Consider the following 24,013-nt stretch of genomic DNA (forward strand, 5'->3'; position numbering starts at 1 on the left):
CAATAATACGCCGAAAATCTGAACCAGGCACAGAATTCGCTCAAACGTTCGACTCCGGACTTTGCGCGGACGGGTTTTGCGACTACTAAGAATTTCCATGACTCACCTGATATACAAGATTGCGCCGCGCACCCTTTGGCAGGCCGCCGAAGCAAAGGGTGTCTTTGACGGCGCGCCCATCGATCATGCGGACGGTTTCATTCATTTCTCGACAGCCGCCCAGGCCGTGGAGACCGCGACCAAGCATTTCGCCGGCCAGGACGACCTTCTGCTCATTGCGGTTGCGACCGACCGGCTGGGCGATGCGCTCAAATACGAGGTTTCGCGCGGAGGCGATCTCTTTCCGCACCTTTATGCATCGCTGCCGCTCGAGGCGGTCGAATGGGTAAAGCCCCTGCCCCTCGGGCCTGATGGGCATCAATTTCCGGAGATGCAACAATGAACAGGCTGTTCCAGGCGATCGGCAGGAAGGTCCTGTTCTCTTTCGATCCGGAAGATGCTCACGGGCTTTCGATCAAAGCTTTGAAAAGCGGCATCGTCCCCGGTTGCGCGCCATTGATCGATCCAGCGCTGCGGGTCACCGTGGCAGGTCTCAGCTTTCCCAATCCTCTCGGCATGGCGGCAGGCTATGACAAGAATGCCGAAGTGCCGGACGCCCTGTTGAAGCTCGGATTCGGGTTCGCCGAGGTCGGAACGCTGACCCCCCTGCCGCAATCCGGCAATCCCAAGCCGCGGATTTTCCGCCTTATCGAAGACCGCGCGGTGATAAATCGCCTCGGATTCAACAATGAGGGCCACGACCCGGCTTTCCAGCGGCTTACCGAACGGCGCAAGCATGCCGGCATTGTCGGCGTGAACATAGGCGCCAACAAGGATTCGACGGACCGGATCGCCGACTACGTTGCCGGGATCCGCAAGTTTCAGTCAGTCGCCAGCTATTTCACCGTCAACATCTCTTCGCCGAACACGCCGGGACTGCGCGATCTGCAGGCGCGCGAAAGCTTGCGCGAATTGCTTGGCAAGGTGCTCGAAGCGCGCGACGCGCAAAAGGGCGTGCACCGACCGGTCTTTCTGAAGATCGCGCCCGATCTTCCAGAGGCGAGCCTCGACGATATCGCCGCCGAGATCGCGCTTCATCCACTCGACGGCTTGATAATTTCGAATACTACGCTGTCGCGAAGCGGCCTCGAAGGGACGAAGAATGCGCGCGAGACTGGAGGCCTTTCTGGCGCTCCACTGTTCAATCGCTCGACGATCGTCCTTGCCAAGATGCGCCAGCGCGTCGGGTCCGATTTGCCGTTGATCGGCGTTGGCGGTGTTGACAGCGCGGCGACTGCGATTGCGAAAATACGTGCCGGCGCGGATCTCGTTCAGCTTTATACGAGCATGATTTATGCGGGACCAGGACTTGCCGGGGACATCGTCAAGGACCTTTCGGCAAGATTGAAGCGTGACCGTATCACCACCATCGCGGCACTGCGCGATTGCGACGTCAATGAATGGGCAGGCGAACCTCTGCCGGCCTAATATTGCTCCGGCAATCCTGCGATCTCGTCGGCGTTGAAAACGCAATAGGTCTTGATCATGGGAATACGGCAAGCGACGGTTTCGCCTTTGGCGTTTTCTGCCTCGGTCTCCTTGAAATTGAAGTGCACGATCTGGACGGATTTAGAGCCCTTGCGCACTTGCGCACCGAGTTCTTCCGCTTGCTTGTAGGTCATCCAGCGGCGCGCGGTGAAGCCGCGTTCCTGCGCTTTCATCCACGAGGTCGGCAAGCGCGATCCGCAGGAATGGCGCCACGATCAGCGCACCAGATCGATGAGGCTGGACAATCCGGGAGCGATATGTCGTCCTGGTCGAGGATCTTCGCAGCGGCCGTGTCGAACGCATTCCGAGGAAACAGTAGCCGTGGCAGAAGATCGAGCAAGGCCTGGCCACCCGCACCGTGGACAAAGCCCCTGCAGCCATCGTCGAGCACTATTGCATGCATCCCTGTTGTAGATCGTGGGGTTCATTCGGATTTGAAAAGCGATATGGACTGGAGCGGTATTGCGGCGAGCACTTGCCGCCCGGCCGCCAAAGGGCGGGGCGAGGGGATGTGTCAAACCGCGGGTGATCAAAGGCAGCGGCCAAATAACATCGGATATCCCGTGTCGGAATTCACTTCGACGAAAACATTGGACGACAACATCATTATAGTCGATTGCCTATTTGCTTTTTTTAGAAGCATTTCCTCGTAGATAGTAAAATCTTCGCGCTTGGAGTTTTGTGCTTCTTTCTTGAAGTGATCGTCATAAAAGGCGATCGTATTTTCAATATCAACGCGAATGTTATAAGATATTCCAGATCTATAAATGTAAACGTCTTTAATTTTGCCTTCCAGTTCCGTTTCTGGGTGCGTCCTGGTTCTAGAAAAAGAAAAATCTGAGATTTTCGCAAAAGTCAGCGAGTCTTTGTTACATTTAGCCGCAATTTCTGCGTCATCACTCAGATCGCCGTCTTCCAATGAAATCCATGATCCTTCGATAAGCTGCATCAATTTTCGATGATTTCGATATGACCAATTGTCCATAGCTAAAGACCCAAAAGGTACCGAAAAGACCTGCATTCTGGCGTTTCGGAATTCATCGGTCGTTGATGAGGCCATTGCAGCCACTGATGAAAGAAGCAAGCATGTGACGGAAAGAATGCGCAACATTTTATCGTTTTCTCCATTCGTTGGACCACTTTTTCAAGCTCTGCACATTCATCCTATCTATCGCATGTGCTACCAAGTCGAAGGCTGAACTCCTCTATTGACCAAAAGGCCAAATCGCTCCCACATTGTCCCTGCACAGTCGGCAAGCCATGACAGTCATCGAAATAGATTTTAGGAACGTAAAAAGTCTCTCGGACTTTGAGGACATTATATCGACGTCGCTGAAGTTTCCGTATTATTATGGACGAAATATCAATGCGTTCTGGGATTGTTTGACAGATATATTAGATGATACCATGGTCAATATATTTAACTATGACTCAATCGACAAGGTTACCCGCGATCACATCGCCTTTTATATTTTATTGATGTTTGAGTATCAAGAGAAAACAAATCGTCAATTTAGAATACATCTTTATTTTGGTAATGACTTGCCAGAACATAAGTAAGTAAGAATAACACATATATATATCGTTTCTGGTTGACATATTTTATAGGTCGGCCAATCAAGATTCGTTCTGGGACAATCTTGCATCCTATACAATAGCCTGCGCGTAGAGTGACTGCAATTTGGTAAATCGAAGGAGGAGAGAGGTGACAGTCGTTGATGTTAATTTTCATATTATAGAAAGCGTACCTGATTTTCATGAAGTTATTTCATCTGCATTGGGATTTCCAGATTGTTATGGACAAGACGAAGAATCATTTTTTAATTGTTTGATGAAAGTCACTGGCAATATTACAGTAAATATATTGAACTACAATTCTGTGGATAGAACCGTTTTTTATGATATAGCAGTTTATATTCTAATGATGTTTGAGCATCAGGAGAGAACGAAGCACACATTTAACGTGAGGCTTTATTTTCTGGAGAATTCCCTCGATGTTCCATTCAGGACATAGTGGCCATCACTCATTGTTATATCGATTGCATGCTATAGTATGCCCCTCGCAGCATCTCGTTCAAATGTATCATGTTTGGGGCTCACAAACTCCAGCAACGTCAAACTGCTTTCCATATAGGCCAGCACAATGTTTGCATCGGCTTCGGGCATCTCTTGCCGATAGTGGTTGTATCTGAATGCTTTGCGTTGAATCGTTCTCGATCGAGAAGCGAAAATTCCACTAGAGCGTGTCGCTATTTCTATCTTACTCGGCAAATTGCAGGCGCGCCCGGCTCGGCAGGATCGACAGAAGCGAGATGCCGCGCAGGCCAAGGAAAAGGTGGAGCGCCAGCCAGAGGCCGTGATTGCCGAGGTACATCGGCAAGACGTAGTAGGCGGCAAAATAGCCCGCGAGTGACAGTATCATCATATTGCGCATATCGCGCGACCAGGTCGCCCCGATGAAGACGCCGTCCATGTGGAAGGCGAGAAGGCCGGTGACGGGCGCAAGGGCGGCCCAGGGCATATAGATCGCGGCCATCGATTGAACCTCTTCGGACTTGATCAGGAAGGCGACGATACTGTCGCCAAAGATCAGGAAAAAGAGTGCCATGACCGATGCAAGGATCATTCCCCACAGGAATGAGAGCTTTACGCCCCGGTCGAAGGCGGGTCGGTAATTCGCGCCGACAGCACGACCGGAGATTTGTTCGGCAGCGGTGGTGACGCCGTCGATCAGATAGCCTGAAATCAGAAGGAAGTTCATCAGCACCGCATTGGTCGCCAGCGTCACCGCACCCGCCTGGGTGCCCGCCCGGGTGAAATAGGCGTAGGCGATCAGCAGGAAGAACGAGCGCAGCATGATGTCGCGATTGACCGCGAACATGCGACGGATTTCATGCGCATCCAGAACGCGTTTGCGCGATGGATTGGCAATGCTTCGGAACTGCATGTAGATCATCGAAAGGCCGACGATCAACGCCGACGTCTCGCCAAGAACCGTCCCCCAGGCGATGCCCGTGACGCCCCAACCCATGATAAGACCGAGCCAGATGGTCATCACGACATTGACGCCATTCAGCAGCAATTGCAGATAAAGGCCCTGCATGGCCTTGCCCTGCCCGAGCAGCAGTCCCAATACGACGAAGTTGCCGAGTGCCATGGGCGACGAAAGGAGACGGATCGACACATAGGTCGACATGGCCTCGCTGACAGCCGGATCGGGATTCATGAAGCTGACGGTCGCCTGCAGGATCAGCGGGGTGGCCGCGATGAAGATCAAGCCGGCGACAACGGCAATGCCGAGAGCACGCCAGAATACCGCCTGCTGCTCGACATCGTCGTGGCGGCCCATGGCCTGCGCAACAAGACCTGTCGTGCCAGCGCGCAGAAAGTTCATCGTCGAGAACAGGAAGTCGAAGACCAGGGCGCCAATGGCAAGGCCGCCAAGCAGATGCGGATTGCCGACCTGGCCAATGACAGCAGTATCGACGAGGCCGAGCAGCGGCGTCGTCAGCGATGCGAGCATGACCGGAATCGTTATTGCAAGCATCAGCCGGTTCGTCACCTCGAAGGGGCGGACGACCTTTGAACCGGCAGACGAAGGCACATCGATATTCATGAAGGCACCGAGATTGCAAGCCTGAAAGGCTGTCCAAGCTCTATGCCACTGGTTCGCTGCGTTTACCAGTCATATCAAGGATGATGCATTCCAGCACCCAGGGACTACACGCCAAGGACCAGCGCCCAATACCTTTCTGCACCAGATTCAGCGTAGGCAAGTCCGAAATGGCTGAATTGCGGGTCGAGCATATTGCGACGGTGCGGCGGTGAGTTCATCCACTGCGCAAAGACCTGGTCCATATCCATCCGGCCCCTGGCGATATTTTCCGCAGCGGGACCGTGAATGCCCGCGCCGCGGATGCGCGAAGCAAAGTCCCGGTTCCAGCTCGTCGTGTGGCTCATGCGTCCGGCGCTCGCCATATAGCCCGCCTGCTGCAAGGCCGCCTGCTCCAATGCCGACGACGGAGCAAGCGGACCGAGCCCCCTTGACGACCGTATTGCCCGCAGATTGGCGCTGCCTGAAGCCGAAACGCCCGCGCGCTTGCCGGTCAACCGCGGTTGCGGTGGCGTCGATTGGCATGCGGCAAGCGGCAGGAGCGCAACGCCGGCGGCAAGGCCGAGAAAATGACGACGCGGCATTAGCAATTTTGTTTCTTCCATGGAGCTTTCCTCACGACGGGTTTAGCCGATATCGGTGAAATGTGGCTCCTTCGCGCCCCGAAAAGGCTCAACCACACGGTTTGGCAGTTTTAGCGACGATAGCTCAAAAGCCGCAACAGGATGAAGCACGGAATGACGACGACTGCGCCAAGCAGGAAATAGCCTGCGAAGCGTTCGATCGCGCCGAAGCCCAGATTCCAGATGCGGCGGAAGAAATTTTCGATGCCGTAGAGGATATCCATCGGAGACCAGTCGAATGCACTCATGACCACACCGACGACAAGCGAAACGATGATGAGCTTTATGAGAACACGGGCGGGCGTATCGCCCAGGAAACGGTTCACTCCATCCGACATGTTTTCTCCGGTCCATACTTGTCTGCGCTGGCAATGACATACGGCGATACGGAATAGCGTTCAAGGTGGTGAATAACCCATGCTCTGCATCGCGTGTCGCGGCAACCGCTTGTCACGCAAACATGGCGCTGTAGCGATGAAGACGGTAGAAACTGTTTTGCGATTGCGATGCGGTCGTGCAACCCGTCTTCTATGCAACTCCTCTCACTTGGCTCATAAAATTGACGCGCTGCAGCAATGAAACGTTTCATATTGACAAGCTTGAAGCAATATGGCCCATTTCCGTACAGAAATTGTTTTGCTGAGAATCCGGTGAAACGTTTCATCGCCTTGTCGGAGGACCTGGCGAAACCACGTCTTATTCTGGGAGGAATATTATGCGATTTTCCAAGATTATTGCGGCCGGTCTGCTCGCTGGAACGCTTATGGTTCCGATTGCAAGTCATGCAGACGACAAGCCCGTCGTCGGGCTCGTCATGAAGTCTCTCGCCAACGAATTCTTCAAGAACATGCTCGAAGGCGCCAAGGCGCATGAGGCCAAGCGCGGCGACTACACGCTCAAGGCTGTCGGCATGCAGTCCGAGACCGATATCGAGACGCAGATCAACGCTGTCGAAAGCTTCATTACAGAAAAGGTCGATGCGATAGTCATCGCCCCCGCCGACTCGCGTGCCTTGGTGCCGCCGCTAAAGCGCGCGGTCGACGCCGGCATTACCGTCGTCAATTTCGACGTTTCCCTTGACGAGAAGGCCAAGCAGGAAGCAGGGCTGACACTCGCCTTCGTCGGACCCGACAATCGCGGCGGCGCCAAGCTTGCGGGCGATGCTCTCGCCAAGAAGCTCGGCCAGGGCGCCAAGGTCGTCATCATCGACGGCAACCCCGGCGCGGACAATGCAGCGCAGCGCAAGCTCGGCTTCATGGATTCGGTTGAGGCCGGAAAGCTCGACCTTCTCGATTCGCGCACCGCACATTGGGAAACCGAGGAAGCCAACACCCTCTTTTCCAACATGCTGACGGCCCATCCCGACATCCAGGGTGTGATGGCGGCCAATGATTCCATGGCGCTCGGTGTCGTCAAGGCAATCGATGCTGCCGGCAAGACCGGCAAAATCGAAGTGGTTGGCTTTGACAATATTCCCGCCGTGCAGCCGCTGCTGAAGGAAAAGAAGATGCTCGCCACCGTCGATCAGTTCGGCCAGGAAATGGCTGCGAACGCCGTCGACAAGGCGCTCGGCGTGCTCAAGGGCGGCAAGCCGCTCGAGGGTTGGGTCAAGACCGATATCAAGCTCGTCACGTCTGACGACGTGAAGTAAAAAGTTCTGGAACTCCGGCTGCGCCCTGATCGGGTGCGGCCGGAGACAGAGGCGGCCCAACATGGAAAACAATCAGACGATGCCTGACGGTATCCGCCCAATCGCGGACGCCGAAGCCCTGCTCCATCTTTCCGGCGTACGCAAACGGTTTGGCGGGGTCGTTGCGCTCGACGGCGTCAGTTTCGCTCTGCGGGCCGGCGAGGTCCATGCTCTTGTCGGCGAGAATGGCGCCGGCAAATCCACATTGATCAAAATTCTATGCGGGATCGTCCAGCGCGATGCTGGTGAGATCGAACTCGCCGGGGCTCCGTATGATCCGCACGCGCCCGGCGATGCGAAATCGGCAGGTATTCAGGTTGTGCATCAGGAGTTCAATCTCCTGCCTTACCTCTCCGTCGCCGAGAATATCTGTTTTGAAGACATGCCGCGAAAGCATTTCGGCATGGTCGATTATACCAGCCTTTACGCCAAGGCCCGCAAAGCGCTTGATGCCATCGGGCTTGCTGACGTCGACGTGCGCCGGCCGGTTGAATCGCTCGGCGTGGCGCACCGGCAGCTTGTGGAAATCGCCCGTGCGTTGATGGGGGAGAGCCGCATCCTTATCCTTGACGAACCGACAGCAACGCTGACCGAGCGAGAAACGCAGCGCCTCTTCACCATCATCGCCGGCCTCAGGGCAAAGGGCGTTGCCATCGTCTTCGTATCGCACCATCTGCAGGAAGTCTTCGCCATTTGCGACAGGGTAACTGTGCTGCGCAACGGCGCCTCCGTAATGACCGCCGATATTGCCGCGACGACGCCCGAGCAACTGGTCAGCAACATGGTCGGCCGGCAACTTGCCGCAGCCATGGCAGCTGAAAAGACCGTCGATACCGGCGGCAAGACGGCGCTGTCATTGCGCAATCTGCGCCACCCCGCCTCGCCATATGCCGAGGGCGTATCCTTTGATCTGCACTATGGCGAAATGCTCGGCATTGCCGGGCTCGTCGGCTCCGGACGCACCGAACTCCTGCGCTCGATCTTCGCCGCGGATGTCGCCGTCTCGGGAGAATTGCAGCGGGAAGGCGCGCCGCGTTCCTATCGCAATCCAGGCGATGCGATCGCGGACGGTATCGGCTTCGTCACCGAAGACCGCAAGGAAGAAGGCCTGATTCTTTCCATGCCGATCGCCGCCAACGTGACGCTGGCGAGCCTGAAAGATGTCTCGCGCCTCGGCCTCGTCGACAAGAACAAGGAGAGCCGCCTGACCCAAAACCTCGGCGGCGAGGTGCGGCTCAAATATGGAAGTCCGCGTGATGCTGCGTCCACGCTTTCCGGCGGCAACCAGCAAAAGGTGGTGCTGGCAAAGTGGCTGGCCAACAAGCCCAGGGTGCTTCTGCTCGACGAGCCGACGCGGGGCGTCGACGTGGGTGCGAAGGCGGAGATCTATGCGCTGTTGCGCGGACTTGCCGAGCAAGGTCTTGCCCTTCTGATTGTCTCGTCGGAACTGCCCGAACTGATAACATTGTGCGACCGCATTCTCGTCATGTCGAAGCATCGGATTGCCGGCGAGGTCGCGCGCAGGGACTTTTCAGAAGAGCATATATTGAATCTCGCCTATAAGGATGAACGCCGCCATGGACAGCACTGATATCGACCGCAGCCCTGCCGGGCGAGCCGATTTTGCCGCAGTATCGAAGACGGTCCTGCGCGAGGCGGGCATCGGCCTTGCGCTCGTTGTGCTCATCATCGTCTTTTCGGTGACGACCCAGCACTTCCTCACGGCAAGCAATATCACCAACATCCTGACACAGGTGACGATCAATCTCGTCCTTTCGATCGGCATGACCTTCGTCATCCTCATTGGCGGGATCGATCTTTCAGTCGGCTCGGTGCTCTCGTTTTGCGCCGTCGTCGCAGGCACCGTAATGACCTTGCCCGGGCTTGACCCGGCCCTTGCCGTCACGCTTGCCGTTATCAGCGCTGTGATCGCCGGGATCGGTTTTGGCCTTTTCAACGGCTTCATCAGCGCCTACTGGGCGATACCGTCCTTCATCGTCACGCTCGGCACACTCAATATTGCGCGCGGCGCGGCCCTGCAGGTAACGAACGCTTCGACGATCTACTCCTTTCCCGCAGCGTTCAATGCCTTCGGCTCGCGCACGATCTACGGCGTGCCGGTGCTCTTCCTGATCGCGCTGCTGCTTGTCGCCATCGCCTGGTTCGTGCTGGCGAAAACCGTCTTTGGCCGCGTGCTCTATGGTATCGGCAACAATGAAGAAGCGGCACGGCTCGCCGGCCACAACATCTCTTTCTACAAGATTGCCGCTTTCACTATCTGCGGAGCGCTGGTTGGCATCGGCGCGATCATCTATATGGCCCGTCTCAATATCGCGAGCCCGATCATCGGCATCGGCTTCGAACTCAATGCGATTGCGGCCGTCATCATTGGCGGGACGAGCCTCAGCGGCGGGCGCGGCAGCGTCGTCGGAACGCTGCTTGGCGCCTGCATTATCGGCGTTCTCGCCAATGGGCTTATTCTGCTTGGCCTCAGTGATTTTATGCGACAGATGATAACCGGATTTGTGATAATCCTCGCTGTGATACTCGACAAATACCGCGAAAGACTGACCAAAGCATGAGTGCATCCGACGCGCCCGACAGGACCAAACACAAGACGCACGCGAAAGTGGTGAACATCAAGGACGTTGCGGCACGCGCCAATGTTTCGGTCGGAACGGTGTCGCGCGTTCTTGCAAATAACGAGACCGTCGGCACGGCCCTGCGCGAGAAAGTGACTGCAGCCATTCGCGAACTCAACTTTCGACCGAGCGGCGTGGCGCGCGGCCTGCGCCGCAGCCGCACCGATATGATCGGCCTGGTCATCCCGGATATCACCAACCCGTTCTTTGCCGAACTTGCCAAGCATGTCGAGGCGATCGCGTCACGTTCGGGATTTTCGGTGCTGCTGTCGATCACCAATGAAGACCCCAGGATCGAGCTCAACCAGATTGAGAGCCTGTTGAAGAGCTATCCGACCGGGCTGATCGTGGTTCCGACCCAGTTTGGCGCTTCCGAGGGCTGGAAGAGCAATGTGGCAACCGTTGCCGTGGACCGGCGCTTTGCGGGCTATCCGTTGATCTCTGTCGATCATGCCGCCGGCGCCGGCCTTGCCGCACGGCATCTTCTTACCCTTGGCCACCGGCGCATCGCCTATATTGCCGGCCCTCCCGAAGCGCCCGTTTCACGCGAGCGGCGCAACGGCTTCGTCGACGCCCTTGCCGCCGAGGGGGTGACGCCGGAAATTCTCGAAGGCTATTTCGACTATGCATCCGGCGAAACGCTGGGCCGCATGCTGCTCGACCGGGCGCCGGGCGAGCGCCCAACCGCCATTGCAACGGCCAGCGACCAGCAGGCGATCGGTCTGATGCGCGCCGCCAACGATCTCGACCTGAAAGTGCCGCAGGATATTTCCGTCGTCGGCTTCGACGATATTCCGCTGGCCGAACTCATCACGCCGCGCCTGACAACGATCCGCCAGCCCGTCGAACAGATTGCCGCGCGCGCCGTGGCGCTGACGACCGGCACCAGCCCGCTTCCCATCGACGACGAATTGCTGGAAGCTTCGCTGGTGGTGCGCAATTCGACTGCGGCGCGCGACTAGAGGTTATTTAGGATTTTGGAGCGGGTGAAGGGAATCGAACCCTCGTATTCAGCTTGGGAAGCTGGATCGGTATGTGCATATTCAAGAACTTATACTGCCAGACCTTCCTGAACCCATTATCTAGTGGGTCGATCTTCGTCTCCTTAAAAATCATCCAAAATTGCCCTGGTAAACGCGCTGTCCGAAATTTCTCTTGGTGCACAACTTTAGATTGCCTTTGCGTAGGCCGTCGTGTACCGGGTCCGGGGCGAGAGGTGCATCGAGATACCCGCCGGCGACCGGGCAAGGCACGAGGGTGGCCCGACCTCAGTAGCGCTGATAGGTGTGTTTCTTGATGTGCCGACGTTTCTCGCGGACACGTTAATTGCCAACAGTAGCTGAGATATTTTGCATGGCAGCCCTGATCCCACGTTTGTTTACGCAGTTGAAGAATCGTCCCAAACCCGGAGAAGATTGGCATCCACATCTCGGAAAGATCGGAGGGCTCACTTTAGAGTCCTGGCTTCAAAATCATCCCCGAGCGGCGAACCCAACCAAGACAATCATTGTGGCCTCCGAGGAGCGATCGGGTAGCGAATTGTTCTGTGAGATGATGGGGCAGACCGGCGTTCTTGGGCGCCCTTCGGAGTACTTCAATACGCCTTGGATGCGTACGTTCGTTAAAGACTACCCGAGCGAAGTTGCCGAGCAGATACAGATAGCTCATCGCGTCGGCGTCACCCCGAACGGTTGCTTTGCCGTCAAACTGCACTCGTGGCATTTCGACCTTATCAGTCCAACGCTTAAGTTTTCAAAAGCGTTTCCTAATCCAAGTTTTGTCAGGCTCACTCGGGCAGACCTTTTGAGTCAGGCAATATCTTTGTCGCGGGCGCGCCAGTCGGGGCAGTTTCACGGTCACATGCCATCCGAGAAGGAGCCGATATTCAGTATCGTTGAAATTCAAAGGTGCTTGCAGGAAATAATCACAGCGCGAGCGCGATGGTCTTTATACTTTGCGCGTAATAACGCACCCGTTGTCCATATATTGTATGAGAATTTTACAGTTAACCCAAAGCATTATCTCACGAAGGTCGGCGATCTTGTATCTGAGAGTTTGAATCGAAATTTGAAATTGAAACCACGAATGGTCGTTCAGCGCGACGAACGGACAAACGAATGGCGTGAGAGGTTTGTTAAGGAGGCGGGGGACCTTGGACGCCTCGATCGTCTCGACGAGCCACCTAAATAACATCGCGATGGTTGCCCTACTCGCTTCTGCCACAGAGCTCCGGTAGCGTACTGATGTCCATCCGAACTACGCGATTAAAACGCACCCCGCCATAAGGCGCAATGCAAGATCGGCCGATGTCGCGTCGCAGTTCGAGCATCGAAGTTTCGCACCAAATCGGGCGCATAGAGCCATGATTTTCGTCCGAGCGTGGCTGCCAGCTGCTCGAGATCGGTTTTCTGCAGTTTCTGGCATAACAAGGGGACACAAGGTATTGCGGTAGGCGATCATCGCGCCGATCGTGTCGTTATCACTCTTCATTCCTTCACCGGACGTCAGATGACGCGCTTCTTATAGACGCGATCGCGGTCGTGTTCGTAGGGATGCACTCTGAATGTAGAATTGAACATTGACAAATCTGATAGGGTATTCGATAGGGAACGCGATGCCAGCAGGACGAACGTCCGCGCAGTGCTCCACACGCTTGACACGTTGATCTGCGAGGGATGCAAGGACGGGTCATTGTTCCCAAGAAGGAGCCTGATTTGAGAGTAGTCCTTTTTGTACATTGCTTTTTCCCAGATCATTTCTATGGAACTGAAACCTACACACTCCAATTGGCCAAGAATCTCATCTATCTTGGTCATGAAGTAACGGTCGTTTGCGGAATCTTTCAAGGAGAGCAGTCAAATGATCAGGTGATTACCGCGTACACCTATGACGGCGTTAAAGTTATCGCCTTCGACAAGAACCACGTCCCACACTCGCGCATCGCCGAAACGTATTTCCAAGAGGAGACGCGTCCATATCTCCGGCAGATATTGGAGGAAACCAAACCGGATGTTGTTCATGTCACTCATCTCGTAAACCACACGGCAGTGCTTCTGGAGGAAGTCGTGCGCGGCAACATCCCCTTGGTTGCCACGCTGACTGATTTTTATGGCTTCTGTTTTAACAACAAGCTCGAGTCGGCGAGCGGCTCCTTGTGCGCCGGGCCGAACCTGCTTCGCAGTAACTGCATTGCTTGTTATCTGAAAGCTGCCAATCATCCGATAGCGCGGAAGGTTGCTAACGTCCCGATGGGCTGGGCCGCTTCCGGCTTAGCGCTAAGCGTAGCCAATGGGTTGAAATTCGATCCGGTCGGGGATGGAGGGCAAGCGATCCATGATATAGTTGTTAGACCGGATGTCCTGAAGCGCGCATATACCCACTACGACGCAATGATTGCTCCCTCACGTTTCCTCCTTGAGGCTTACGGCGCTAACGGATTTGATCGGAAGAAGTTGCATCTCAGCCGATTTGGAGTCGATATCATTAGGCGCCCAAAGCCTATCAAGGATCCCCAGAGCCCGATCAGCATTGGCTATATCGGCCAGATCGCCCCACACAAGGGTGTTGATCTTCTAGTATCAGCGGTCCGGGACTTTACGACATCCCAGGCCCGACTCGATATTTATGGACCGGCCAATCAGGACGTTGCTTATATGCAAAAGCTGCGATCTATAGCAGGCTCCAACGTTCAATTCCGGGGCACGTTTCCACCAAGTGAGATGGCTGAGATAATGAGCAGTTTTGATCTGCTGGCCATCCCATCGACGTGGTATGAAAATAGTCCTCTAGTTCTTCTAAATGCCTTAGCGTCGCATACGCCAGTCATCGTATCGGATGTCCAAGGCCTGACCGAGTTCATTGAGGAAGGTATCTCCGGATGGTCCTTCAAAAGATCGGATGCGAACAGCTTGAAGCGCCTCCTCGCAAAGCTTCTGCAGAATCGCGGATTGGTCCGGGCGAATAGCCTTCGGACAACCTATGATCGAACTTCTTTGATGATGACCCAGGAAGTTGTAAGCGTGTATGAGCAAGTAAAAGCGAATCGGTGGCGCTAAAGAATTGCTAAGCGGAAGGACCGACCAGGAATTTGGTCACTATGAGAGATTACTTCGGACGTCAGCAGAACTTGCAACTTCTTAATCAATCGGTGTCTAGAAATGTCCTATGACTGCCCCATTTGCGCGCAGACAGTGAATGAGAAAGTTGTAGAAGTTGAGGGCTACACAATCTTTCGCTGTCATACCTGCGCGACGGAGTTTGTGGCACCACCTCCTCGCGACAACAAGTTGTTCATTGGCAGCGAGCGCGATGTGCACAATGATGAGGCGCCGGAATGGCTTGTCCCACTAATCGACAAGGTAGAGGAACAGAATCCTAATCCATCGATCCTGGATATCGGCTGCGTCTATGGTACTCGTCTGGCGCTTGCTCAACAACGCGGATGGCAGTGCTTCGGGGTTGAGCCATCTCCCCATGCCCGCGAGATTGCCCAGCAACGCCATAAAGGCATATTCATCACGGAGACAATCGAGGAAATTCCGCCTCACAAATTCGACCTAGTTCTGATACTTGAAGTGATCGTGCATTTGAGCGATCCTTATCCCTTGTTCTACGAGATGTTCGCAAAAGGACAGATCGGTCCTGATACGGTGGTCGCAGTGACCACAGCCAACGCCCGTTCCTGGACCGCACTGGCCGATCCAATTGCATGGGAATTGAGACCCCCGCCCTCCCATCTGATATCTTACTCAGGCCTTACGTTCAAAACGCTGTTAAGGCGGTTGCGTTTTCGCGACATCGATGTGGAGGGGCAGCATCCGTTGAACATCGCCCCCGTTCGGGGCTTCGACGATGAAGATCGCCGGGGAAACGAAAAACTAGCAGGTTTTGCTGGTCTTAAAGTGATCGCCACGGGAAGCGATTTTTCCAGCTTCATGCAGGAACGTTATGTTCCTGGGACATGGTCAGAACTGACGGCCTACGAGCACTTGCCGCGGTACATGTTCGCCCAACAGTATTCCATCGACAGGCGGGTTCTCGATTTTGGCTGTGGCAGCGGATATGGAGCGAAGGCACTTTCTGAAGTGGCGGATCATGTCGTCGCTGTGGATATCGATGACGGAGCTCTCGAATACGCGCGAACTGAACACAGTCGCTTCAACCTCGAATTTGTCAAAGTAGACGATCTGTGCGACAGCTATTCTGATGCGCAGTTCGATCTTGTTACTTGCTTTGAGGTTATCGAACATCTAGATGAGCTTGATCAGAAAAGGCTGTTGAAAAATTTCCGGCGCCTTTTAAAGCCGCAAGGCTTGTTGATTATCTCTACGCCCAATCCGAAGACCACAGAACTGTACGGCGAAAATCCCTTTCACTTGAAAGAGATGGAACTAGACGAGTTTTCTGATGTTTTAAAAGCGAACTTTAAACATACTATAATTCTGGACCAAAAAATTCTGTCCGGCTCTACGCTTACGATTTCTAGCGATAACGGGGCTTCGAATCCTGCAGCCAGAATAGCTCCCATGTACACGAATGTGAGTCCGAAAGCGAAAACACCTGCAGCTTGGATAGCTCTGTGTAGCATGTCGCCTCTTGATAGAGTGCAACCGGTTTTCTTCTACGACAACGAAACGGACTTTATTAGGCAACGAGTTCGTGAGATCGCTACTCGACATCAGCACGAGATAAAGCTTTACACGGAGAATAAGCAATCCGCGGAATTGGAACGAGCATTACTTGCTGATGCAGCGTCACTCCAGGGGAAATATGAGCACTTGCGCTCTACCCACGATCAGTTCGTTGAGGAACGTGATAGGATCTCGACTGAATCGGCGTCCCTTCAACAGCGCTACGAGGCTTTGGTCGAGGAACGGGATAAAATCTCCACCGAAGCGGCGTCCCTCCAACAGCGCTACGAGGGTTTGGTCGAGGAACGGGATAAAATCTCCACCGAAGCGGCGTCCCTCCAACAGCGCTACGAGGGTTTGGTCGAGGAACGTGCGGCGCTGCGCTCCCGCCTCCACACAATCGAAACCTCATTGCGCTGGAGACTTGCAAGCCGCCTCGCTAGCCATGCTCCGTCTTTGCGAGCAGCTCTCGCTAATATTCGGCACCTAAGGGCTGTTCTGAAGCAAAAGCGCCCTGCGGCCGCTTCGTCCGCTCCTGCGGTCCCACTTCACAAACCTGTTGCATACGAGACAGCATGCGAGCCTCAATGGAACGCGAAGCAAAATCGTTATGAACTGCTCGTTGATGAGGCCTATAGGGCCAAGCAAGAGGCGAAAACCGGTACGCTGCAGGGCCTTGTAGCTCCCTATGTCGTTCGGCCGAAAAATCTCCCCGAAGATCCGACATCGCTGCCAAAGGTGCTGCATGTGATTCCCAACGTTCACGTCGGTGGATCCACCCAGTTAATTATCGACATCGTCGAGCATCTGTCAGATCAGTTCCAACACGAGGTCGTAACCTTGGCCCTTTGGCCGGCAGGGCAGCACGTTGGGCTGACAGTGCATCAAGTCACCTACTCGAATATGCAAGTCCTCCAGTCGCTCTTGAAAGAAATGCGGCCGGATCTCGTCCATATTCATTATTGGGGCCTGACAGATGACCTCTGGTATAAGGCCGTAATGGAGCAACTTGAAGACTTCCCAAATCTTCCTATCGTCGAAAACATCAACACGCCTATCGATCCTTTAATTTCACCGCGGATTAACCGATACGTTTTCGTGAGCGAATATGTTCGCAAGGAGTTTGGAGGTAAGCTGTCTGACAAGCTCGCTACGGTGGTCTACCCCGGAATAGACTTGACTCGCTTTTCTCATCCGTACGATGGAGAGGATGCTGAGAACGCGATTGGCATGGTTTATCGGCTCGAAAAGGATAAGCTGACGATTGATGCCATCGACTTATTCATAGAGGTCGTGAAGCGTCGTCCACGCACTCGGGTTTATATTATCGGCGGGGGAAGCTTCCTTGAGGCCTGGATAAATAGGACATACGCACAAGGGGTCCGACAAAATTTCCGCTTTACTGGTTACGTTCCCTATGAAGAACTCCCCGACTGGTACAATCGATTTTCTATTTTCATTGCTCCAGTCTGGGCGGAAAGTTTTGGACAGGTCGCTCCGTTTGCAATGTCGAAGCGACTGGCTATTGCTGGCTATAGGATTGGTGCTCTTCCAGAAATCGCCGGATCTGATGAGTTTTTTGGCACAGGTGTCGAGGACACCGCGAAGATCATCATTGACTTGCTCGAAGACAAAGAGAGATGCGCTCGAATTGGTCTCGAAAATCAAAAGCGCGCCGCATCATTGTTTTCGGTTGAAGCAATGGTCTCGGCCTATCAGCATCTTTATAAGGAGGAGCTTGAACATTCGAAAGATTAAAATGACGTTGCGCCGAGCATTGCCGGGCCCGACGTCACTGGGAGTCTAAGCGCTCCGCTAAGTTCTGCACCATCTCCTGGATCGAGTTCTTCATGTTCTGGCGCGGCTGCCAACCGGTGGCTTTTTTAATCTTCGAAATGTCCAGAATGTTGGCAGGAATGTCGAAGGCACGCCCGCCGACATACGAGACGTTCGGTTCGCGCCCTGCTGCATCACCGATAATCCGCAACAGTTCGTTCAGGCTTGCTCCTTCTCCAGATCCCACGTTGAATGTGGGAATGCTATGCTCGTCGGTGACTTCAGCCATCATAATTCCAATCAATGCGCTGGCGGAGTCAGCCACGTCGATGTAGTCTCTAACGACGCTACCGTCGCCCCAAATAGTCACCTTCTCACCCAGCACAACCTGTCGGGCAAAAATAGTTGCAGCGCCTTGCAGCTTGGCAATCGATTGCGATACGCCGAATGGATTGCTCAGGCGGGCAATACGGACATCTAGACCCTGTAACTGCCGGAACCGGGATGCGTAATTTTCCGCCGCAAGCTTTGTAATACCGTAGATGCTGACTGGATCGAGAGGATGATCTTCCGTGATCGGCAGCGTTCTTGCTTTGCCATATACAGTGCCCCCTGACGACACGAAAACGACAGGCACGGACAACTTCGCCGTCACCTGTTGAAAGAGCGCTAGCAAGCCGCCAAGATTGGTCTTGGCGTCGGCGGCCGGATCGTTCTCCGCCGATCCTGGAGTAGTGGACCAGGCCAGATGGAAAATTCCATCTGGCTTCGCTTCAACGATATTTGCAACCGTCGCAGCATCCACAAGGTCATATTCGACCCAATATTGGGATTCGGCATGCAAATGGCGCCCGCGCGACGCCAATATTGCCTCATGCCCAAGTGCACGCAATGCATTGGCCAAGGAAGCTCCCACGAAACCTGTACCACCGGTAATTACAAATCTTGCCATCTCTCTACTTCTATTTTTTGGCCCCAGTTCCACATGCAATACCACCGAAAATAACGCAAGCGACCGCCTGACTAGAAACTGCTTTCCCCCCGGTGGCGTGGTTCGTTCCCTATCATTCCTATGAACTTGAGTTCCAGATGCTTAGAGAGCAAACAATTAGAATTCGCCTAGTCAAACATTGCCCTCGGAAATAGCGTAATTTATAGCGGGCCAATAACCAACCGGAGATATCAATTGGCCACGAATCGCGAAGCACTGGAATTAGCAATCTACGCAATTCTTGGAGCAAGCCTTGCGATCTTCCCGTTCATATTGATGTGGAGGCAGACGGAAACACAACCTTGGTTCGGCAATCGCACACTCATGCGTTGGCAAGGAGCAATCGGTGTCTCGTTGTCTTTATTGTTTTTTGCAACGCTATTTGAGCCTGATACATACGTTCTGCGGAACACCATGGTTAGTCCGGTTCGTCTGTTAGTCGTCGGGATTTTCTGGGCTCTGTTTCTGATGATATTTGCAGGACATTGCAAACTAAGACGGGAGCAATCCTATCTATGCTGGATTGTCGCGGCCATGTTCCTAGTGGCTGCGATAATTCTAAACTTCTCGTCGGGACCCTATACGGCGGACGCTGACGCTCCGCTTCATACAATGTATTTTGAGTCGATGTGGTATCATTGGGGGGCTTATATCGCCTCTGCCAAAAGCCTTGCGTCTGGTTTGGCAATCTACAGAGATTTCCCATCACAGTATGGGCTTGGGCCATCCATTTTTATTGCTGCAGCATCGGGATTAGGCTGGGTTGCCGGCATGTTTATCGTGGTCGGCGTCTTGCAATTGGTCTACTGGGTGAGCATCAGTGTTATTGGCTTGGTGATCGCCAATCGCGCCGTTGGATATAACCCCATGGTGTGGATTTCCGTGCTTTTGGTTACGATTACAACGTGCTTTCTCTGGGCAGGCAGCCCAACGTTCGCGAACTTTTTCCCGTCGCTTGGAGGAGCGCGATACTTCCCCGCGGCATTGCTTTCCGCTGCAATTATTCTCTTGGACTTGTCGAGAGATAACTATGCTGAGAAGCGCGGCTGGCGCCTACATATCCTGTGGGGTCTCGGAGCGGTCTGGTCCGTAGAATCGTTGTTCATTGTGTCTTTCATCTGGTGGCCCCAATACTTGCTTCTGAAAACGCCCAATAACGCTTCAAAGGGGGAGATCGTCCGGGACCTTGGCCGATCGATGCTAATCCTGGCGGTTGTGGCGATAGTTACGTTCGCCGTATTCTTAGCGGGGTATTACGCGATATATAAAGTGCTCCCGGACATTCAAATGTTCTTGGCTTTTGCGTCAAACGTTCCTGGGTCGCTTCCTGTCAATATAGTTGGACCGGCTCTGCTAATAACGTTTTCGTTTGCGCTTTCTCTATATGCTCTTGGGTCACTATATCGAACGAGTGGCATCAATCGGGATTTCAGAACTCTGTTCTGTGTCATGTTGCTTAGCTACGGGGCAATGGTCTACTATATTGGAAGGAGCCACGATTCAAATATTCTGTCGCTCTTCCCGTATCACGGGTTGATCTGGATATTTCTTGTTTTAAACGAAACTTCGAAATTCGTCCGAACTGCGGCAGCGAGCCTACTGGCGCTTTCGTTAAGTTGGATATGTGTGGCGCAACATGCATCTCCAATCAACAGGTTCGACACCCTTTTGACCTTCAACGGGACGCAATTGGACAGTGTTATAGAGAATTACTATGAAGATCCGGCAAGCACTGATCGTGGTCGCGCAATTGACTTCATTACATCAAAATATGGCGAGGGCATTACCGCGTTTGATATATACGCCAACATCGTTTTGACTAGCCCGCAAAAAGAGTGGACATCATACAACAACGCTACAACATACGCAGGGCTTCCAAGCGAAGTGCAAAAGCTTGCCGTACACAGGGCAAGACTTCAACTCAATCGTCAAGGATGGGTCATCATCCCCTCAATAAGCCCTCCGATGAGTTTGGCATATGTTCAAGACCTGTTCGCAGCGGATTATGAAGTCGACCAAAAGCTAGCCTTCGATACCTACACTGCATATCGGTTCGTCCCGAAGCGGTAAGTGCTCAACGTAAATTGCAGTAATTATGTGCGCTTGCGTCCTACATTGAGGTTGGGTTGGAGAAGGTCGGTTGCCTCGACAGACGATCCAAGCTACTTCCCATCCAGAGGCTGAATGATATTTTGCTCGTCTTGAATTCCCGGCGACGGGCAGTACGAAGGCAACAGCGTTCACGTGCGCCATATGCATAAGTGACCCAAGAAACGTCATCAATGTAGAAGTGGACGAACTACAGCCCGATGCCGAGATGGTGGTTGACATCGCCGGCTTGGCGTTTGGTGATACGATACCAACCGAGTCAAAACGGCGAGGCTTCTTGGTGTCATCTTGAACGAATTCTCTCGGATTCTCCGAAGTTGACGACCTCTTTTACGGCGAACTGAGGCTCATGGTTCACTCGTGAGTAGATCCGCCCTACGTATTCCCCAAGCACTCCTAGAAAGAACATTTGTACTCCACTAACAAATAGCAGCGTCGCGATTGTCGATGCCCAGCCCGGCTGGTTAGCCCCGGAAAAGAACCTGTCCACTATAACAGCTGCGAACAAAACCATGCTGACGACGGAGAGAAAGAATCCTGCGGCCGTGGCAATCCGAAGAGGTACGTTGGAGCGAGTGGCCATCTTCAGCCACAGTGAGAACAACTTCTTGAAAGTGTATCCGCTTTCACCAGCTGCACGACTGCCATGGTCAATCTCTACAACTGCGATTGAGTCAGTTGAGGCCAAGACAAGGCCGTCGATGTATGTGAAGGGTCCATCATAGCGGATAATCTCTCCCACCAAATCAGAGCTCATGGCCTTGAACGAAGAGAGGTATAAGTCTTTTGGTTTTTTGAGCAGTAGCCGCGCGGCTACATCGTTCACTTTACTCCCAAATGTCTTGAACGCGCTATGCTTTCGGTCCCGATAGCTGGTGTAGCAAACATCAGCTCCAAGCTTAATCTTCTCAACAAGCTGGCTCAACGCAGCCGGTGGGTGCTGCAAATCATCATCCATAACGATGACGATATCTCCGGTCGCATGATTCAGGCCGGCCATTGTCGCGTTATGCTGGCCGGCATTTTTGCGTAAGGATATTCCCTTCAGCCAAGGCCTTCCCTCGGATAATGACTTTATGACCTTCCAGCTTTGATCAGGGCTTCGATCGTTCACCAGAATTAATTCAAATCGTTCGGGGGCGATGCGTGACAGCTCAATAGAAACTTGATCAACAAGTGCCGGAAGAATTTCGGCACTTTTATACACTGGCACAATGACCGACACGCTGCGAAAGTCTTGATTCATTTAATCGCTCACATCGAAAATTCAGCAACAACAGTGTCACAATAAGGGTTACCAATCTTACTAACCCCAATAAACAAGCTCTCGCCAGCTGGAATATTCGTCGCCTGTGTATGTCCAGGTAAGAGAACGCTTTCCCAAGTCAGGTGCCCGTCTACAGAAACCGAGATCGACACACCGTCTGCATTTGGACATGACGTCAATGCCTCTGCAGGCATAGAAAAGGATACAGATTTCGGCTGCTTGCTTTCCAGGAAATGTAGCGGGACCGTTATGGATGTCCCCGTCGTCTCCCCTGGATGAAGGGAGACCGAGTTGCTCCCGGACGGGGTAACCCTGCCCCATTTATCGCCCAAGATTTCAGTTCTAAGTGCAAGCCTCGGTTCCATCGATTCAAAGAACATTGCACGCCATGATGGATTCACCTCAAGCAATACAGGGAGCAACTGAGCCATATCTTCGGCCGTCATAGCTCGGCTTCTTTTATACAAAAATGCGTCAACACCCACTGACAGACGATATGGGCCCCCAATTTTCGAGTAGCCGCTACCAAATCCTCTGCCCTCGACTATTAAATCATTCGGGACCTGCAAGTGTCTCTGAGTGCCTGGTGCAAGTTGTGTCAACGCAGGGACGGTTGCTATCTGATACTGGGCACGTAGATGCTCAAATCTGAATGGATGCGTCGACGCAACGTGTGGCGTAAAGGGTACGTAATCTGCTAAGTCCGGAGATAGACTCCGCAAGAGGTCGTCTGACAGGATCAAACTTGACCCAAAAGTGTTCACTTGGTCAGTGTCTTTTCGATTTTCATGTATAGCACGCAGAAGTTTCTCGTAACCATCGCGATTATCAAGAGTTAGCGGCCTGACTTCAGTTGGGTAAAATGCTTCAGGAAACACACGAGGAAACAGGGTCGCTCCAAGTAAAATGGTTATCGAAAACACAGCACATAGGCCTAGTATCGACTTATCGTGAAGCCTAATTATCGACCCGACAGATTTTATTCCAAATATCAGGACGGGAAACGACCAGAATGCCACGGGCAGAAAATGATGGACACCCATCAACTGCGTTCTGGTGAAAAGAAAGTATACAGTGGTCGCGACGATCCCGCAAAACAGTACGGCTGGGACTCTAAAAATCACGGCCGAAATAAATCCGATGCCGATCACGATACAATTCAATATTCCCGTCCGTTCGAGAGCCATAGCGAGATTTTCAGAGAACGATTTGTGATAAGCTGCATATAGCTCACCATAATCAGTGACGAGGATTCTGCTTATAAGACCGAATTGGGTATAAAGCGCCAAGCCACAAAACACGCTGGTGACAATTGCAAATTTGACCACAAGTGACAGTACGGTTCCCAATTTTAACAGGTCCCGTCTGCTGCTAGCCATTGCAAAAAACAGCGTCACAACCATTAGAGACATCACGCTATAGGCATACCATCGCCGCAAAAGAAATGCGGCCCACAATGAGACGCCGACGAGGATGAGTTGGCGAATTGTAGCTCTTGTGAGATAGGCAGTTTTCAATATCACAATTGTCGCGATGCCAAGAGGTATTAGCCCGGCGATATCCCACATACCGCGCAGGGTGGGTGCGAGTAGAGGCAAAGTCGATGCCGCTATCAACAGCGTTGCTCCTTTGGCGTAAGTATTCTCCAATGACGCGCTCTCTGCCGCGATGTAGGAGGCTATTACTACTGCAGGCATGCTGTATAAAGCCGCTATGGTCGCGACATATGGTGCGCGGCCGCCCCCAAATAGTAGATAGGATGGAATGAGAGGCAGTGCGCCGGAAATATTATAATCGGCGGTGGATATAGAATTCGCTACACCGCCGAGCCAACCGGGGGTGCCCAAGCCGGCTCCAAGTCGCTGGTACATTCTCCAAAATTCGCCGAAATCCCACACGTAAATCGGGTCTTCGTGAGCTACGAAATATGTGCAAAACGCGATATAGAGGATGGCAATCGACAGCAAGATAAGGGTGTAAACCCAACGTGGGCGTGCGGCAAACAAGGCAACTCTCCAATTCGGGGCAACGTGAATACGCCCTGGATGAGGTTGTCAATATCTTGCGTTGTAAATCTTGAGTGTT

19 protein-coding genes are annotated in these 24,013 nt (G+C 53.3%); 11 read left to right on the forward strand and 8 right to left on the reverse strand.

Translation table 11 applies throughout. From position 1 onward, the window contains the following. The first annotated feature begins 97 nt into the window (after positions 1 to 97). Positions 98 to 442, forward strand: coding sequence for a DUF952 domain-containing protein (locus tag BLR72_RS16815; protein WP_091950471.1), 345 nt, complete (start codon positions 98 to 100; stop codon positions 440 to 442). Next, a complete protein-coding gene (locus BLR72_RS16820) occupies positions 439 to 1,527 on the forward strand; it encodes a quinone-dependent dihydroorotate dehydrogenase (RefSeq protein WP_091950473.1) in 1,089 nt (362 codons plus the stop codon). Before BLR72_RS16815 ends, BLR72_RS16820 begins: the two co-directional genes overlap by 4 nt. On the opposite strand, the gene BLR72_RS16825 is transcribed toward BLR72_RS16820, so the two are convergent. Further along, positions 1,524 to 1,760 (reverse strand): ArdC-like ssDNA-binding domain-containing protein, encoded by a 237-nt coding sequence (locus BLR72_RS16825; RefSeq protein ID WP_091950475.1) that lies wholly within the window; start codon positions 1,758 to 1,760, stop codon positions 1,524 to 1,526. The two genes, BLR72_RS16820 and BLR72_RS16825, sit on opposite strands and share 4 nt — an antisense overlap. A 356-nt stretch (positions 1,761 to 2,116) precedes the next feature. Then, positions 2,117 to 2,698 carry a hypothetical protein gene (locus tag BLR72_RS16830; RefSeq protein WP_139202549.1) on the reverse strand — a complete coding sequence of 194 codons (582 nt, stop codon included), beginning with the start codon at positions 2,696 to 2,698 and terminating at the stop codon, positions 2,117 to 2,119. A gap of 594 nt (positions 2,699 to 3,292) precedes the next feature. Here BLR72_RS16830 and BLR72_RS16840 point away from each other — a divergent pair. Then, positions 3,293 to 3,601 (forward strand): barstar family protein, encoded by a 309-nt coding sequence (locus BLR72_RS16840; protein ID WP_175492386.1) that lies wholly within the window; start codon positions 3,293 to 3,295, stop codon positions 3,599 to 3,601. A gap of 246 nt (positions 3,602 to 3,847) precedes the next feature. Here the strand turns inward: BLR72_RS16840 and BLR72_RS16845 are convergent, their stop codons facing one another. From BLR72_RS16845 to BLR72_RS16855, 3 genes are all read right to left on the reverse strand, one after another. Then, positions 3,848 to 5,203, reverse strand: coding sequence for an MATE family efflux transporter (locus tag BLR72_RS16845; RefSeq protein ID WP_091950483.1), 1,356 nt, complete (start codon positions 5,201 to 5,203; stop codon positions 3,848 to 3,850). 104 nt (positions 5,204 to 5,307) lie between these two features. Then, on the reverse strand, positions 5,308 to 5,805 hold the full coding sequence (locus tag BLR72_RS16850) for a CAP domain-containing protein (RefSeq protein WP_091950485.1): 498 nt from the start codon (positions 5,803 to 5,805) through the stop codon (positions 5,308 to 5,310). Between the two features lie 89 nt (positions 5,806 to 5,894). After that, positions 5,895 to 6,161: a DUF6460 domain-containing protein gene (locus BLR72_RS16855; protein ID WP_027230335.1), complete on the reverse strand. Its 267-nt coding sequence runs from the start codon at positions 6,159 to 6,161 to the stop codon at positions 5,895 to 5,897. 425 nt (positions 6,162 to 6,586) lie between these two features. Between BLR72_RS16855 and BLR72_RS16860 the strand changes: the two genes are divergently transcribed. The 7 genes from BLR72_RS16860 (at position 6,587) to BLR72_RS16890 (ending at position 17,543) form a co-directional block, all read left to right on the forward strand. Continuing rightward, positions 6,587 to 7,474, forward strand: coding sequence for a sugar ABC transporter substrate-binding protein (locus BLR72_RS16860; protein WP_244506746.1), 888 nt, complete (start codon positions 6,587 to 6,589; stop codon positions 7,472 to 7,474). Between the two features lie 61 nt (positions 7,475 to 7,535). Beyond that, positions 7,536 to 9,104: a sugar ABC transporter ATP-binding protein gene (locus BLR72_RS16865; protein ID WP_244506735.1), complete on the forward strand. Its 1,569-nt coding sequence runs from the start codon at positions 7,536 to 7,538 to the stop codon at positions 9,102 to 9,104. Then, positions 9,091 to 10,095, forward strand: coding sequence for an ABC transporter permease (locus BLR72_RS16870; protein WP_091950489.1), 1,005 nt, complete (start codon positions 9,091 to 9,093; stop codon positions 10,093 to 10,095). The genes BLR72_RS16865 and BLR72_RS16870 overlap by 14 nt, the downstream gene beginning before the upstream one ends. Continuing rightward, positions 10,092 to 11,117 (forward strand): LacI family DNA-binding transcriptional regulator, encoded by a 1,026-nt coding sequence (locus tag BLR72_RS16875; RefSeq protein WP_210183738.1) that lies wholly within the window; start codon positions 10,092 to 10,094, stop codon positions 11,115 to 11,117. Before BLR72_RS16870 ends, BLR72_RS16875 begins: the two co-directional genes overlap by 4 nt. 391 nt (positions 11,118 to 11,508) lie before the next feature. Beyond that, positions 11,509 to 12,345 (forward strand): Stf0 family sulfotransferase, encoded by an 837-nt coding sequence (locus BLR72_RS16880; RefSeq protein ID WP_091950490.1) that lies wholly within the window; start codon positions 11,509 to 11,511, stop codon positions 12,343 to 12,345. Positions 12,346 to 12,869: 524 nt separating this feature from the next. Beyond that, complete coding sequence (locus tag BLR72_RS16885) at positions 12,870 to 14,210, forward strand: glycosyltransferase family 4 protein (RefSeq protein WP_091950822.1); 1,341 nt, start codon at positions 12,870 to 12,872, stop codon at positions 14,208 to 14,210. A gap of 102 nt (positions 14,211 to 14,312) precedes the next feature. Further along, positions 14,313 to 17,543, forward strand: a complete 3,231-nt coding sequence (locus tag BLR72_RS16890; protein WP_091950492.1) for a methyltransferase domain-containing protein — start codon at positions 14,313 to 14,315, stop codon at positions 17,541 to 17,543. Positions 17,544 to 17,577: 34 nt separating this feature from the next. Here BLR72_RS16890 and BLR72_RS16895 read toward each other — a convergent pair whose 3' ends face one another. Next, positions 17,578 to 18,513 (reverse strand): NAD-dependent epimerase/dehydratase family protein, encoded by a 936-nt coding sequence (locus BLR72_RS16895; protein ID WP_091950494.1) that lies wholly within the window; start codon positions 18,511 to 18,513, stop codon positions 17,578 to 17,580. Between the two features lie 234 nt (positions 18,514 to 18,747). On the opposite strand from BLR72_RS16895, the gene BLR72_RS16900 reads away from it, so the two are divergent. Continuing rightward, positions 18,748 to 20,622: a hypothetical protein gene (locus tag BLR72_RS16900; protein ID WP_091950496.1), complete on the forward strand. Its 1,875-nt coding sequence runs from the start codon at positions 18,748 to 18,750 to the stop codon at positions 20,620 to 20,622. A 322-nt stretch (positions 20,623 to 20,944) separates the two neighbouring features. Here the strand turns inward: BLR72_RS16900 and BLR72_RS16905 are convergent, their stop codons facing one another. Together BLR72_RS16905 and BLR72_RS16910 are read right to left on the reverse strand one after the other, a co-directional pair. Continuing rightward, entirely contained in the window at positions 20,945 to 21,907 is a 963-nt protein-coding gene (locus BLR72_RS16905; protein ID WP_091950498.1) for a glycosyltransferase family 2 protein, read from the reverse strand. Between the two features lie 8 nt (positions 21,908 to 21,915). Further along, positions 21,916 to 23,934: a hypothetical protein gene (locus BLR72_RS16910; protein WP_091950500.1), complete on the reverse strand. Its 2,019-nt coding sequence runs from the start codon at positions 23,932 to 23,934 to the stop codon at positions 21,916 to 21,918. Positions 23,935 to 24,013: the final 79 nt, after the last annotated feature.

The sequence above is a fragment of the Phyllobacterium sp. YR620 genome (genome assembly GCF_900104165.1).
GTDB lineage: Bacteria > Pseudomonadota > Alphaproteobacteria > Rhizobiales > Rhizobiaceae > Phyllobacterium > Phyllobacterium pellucidum.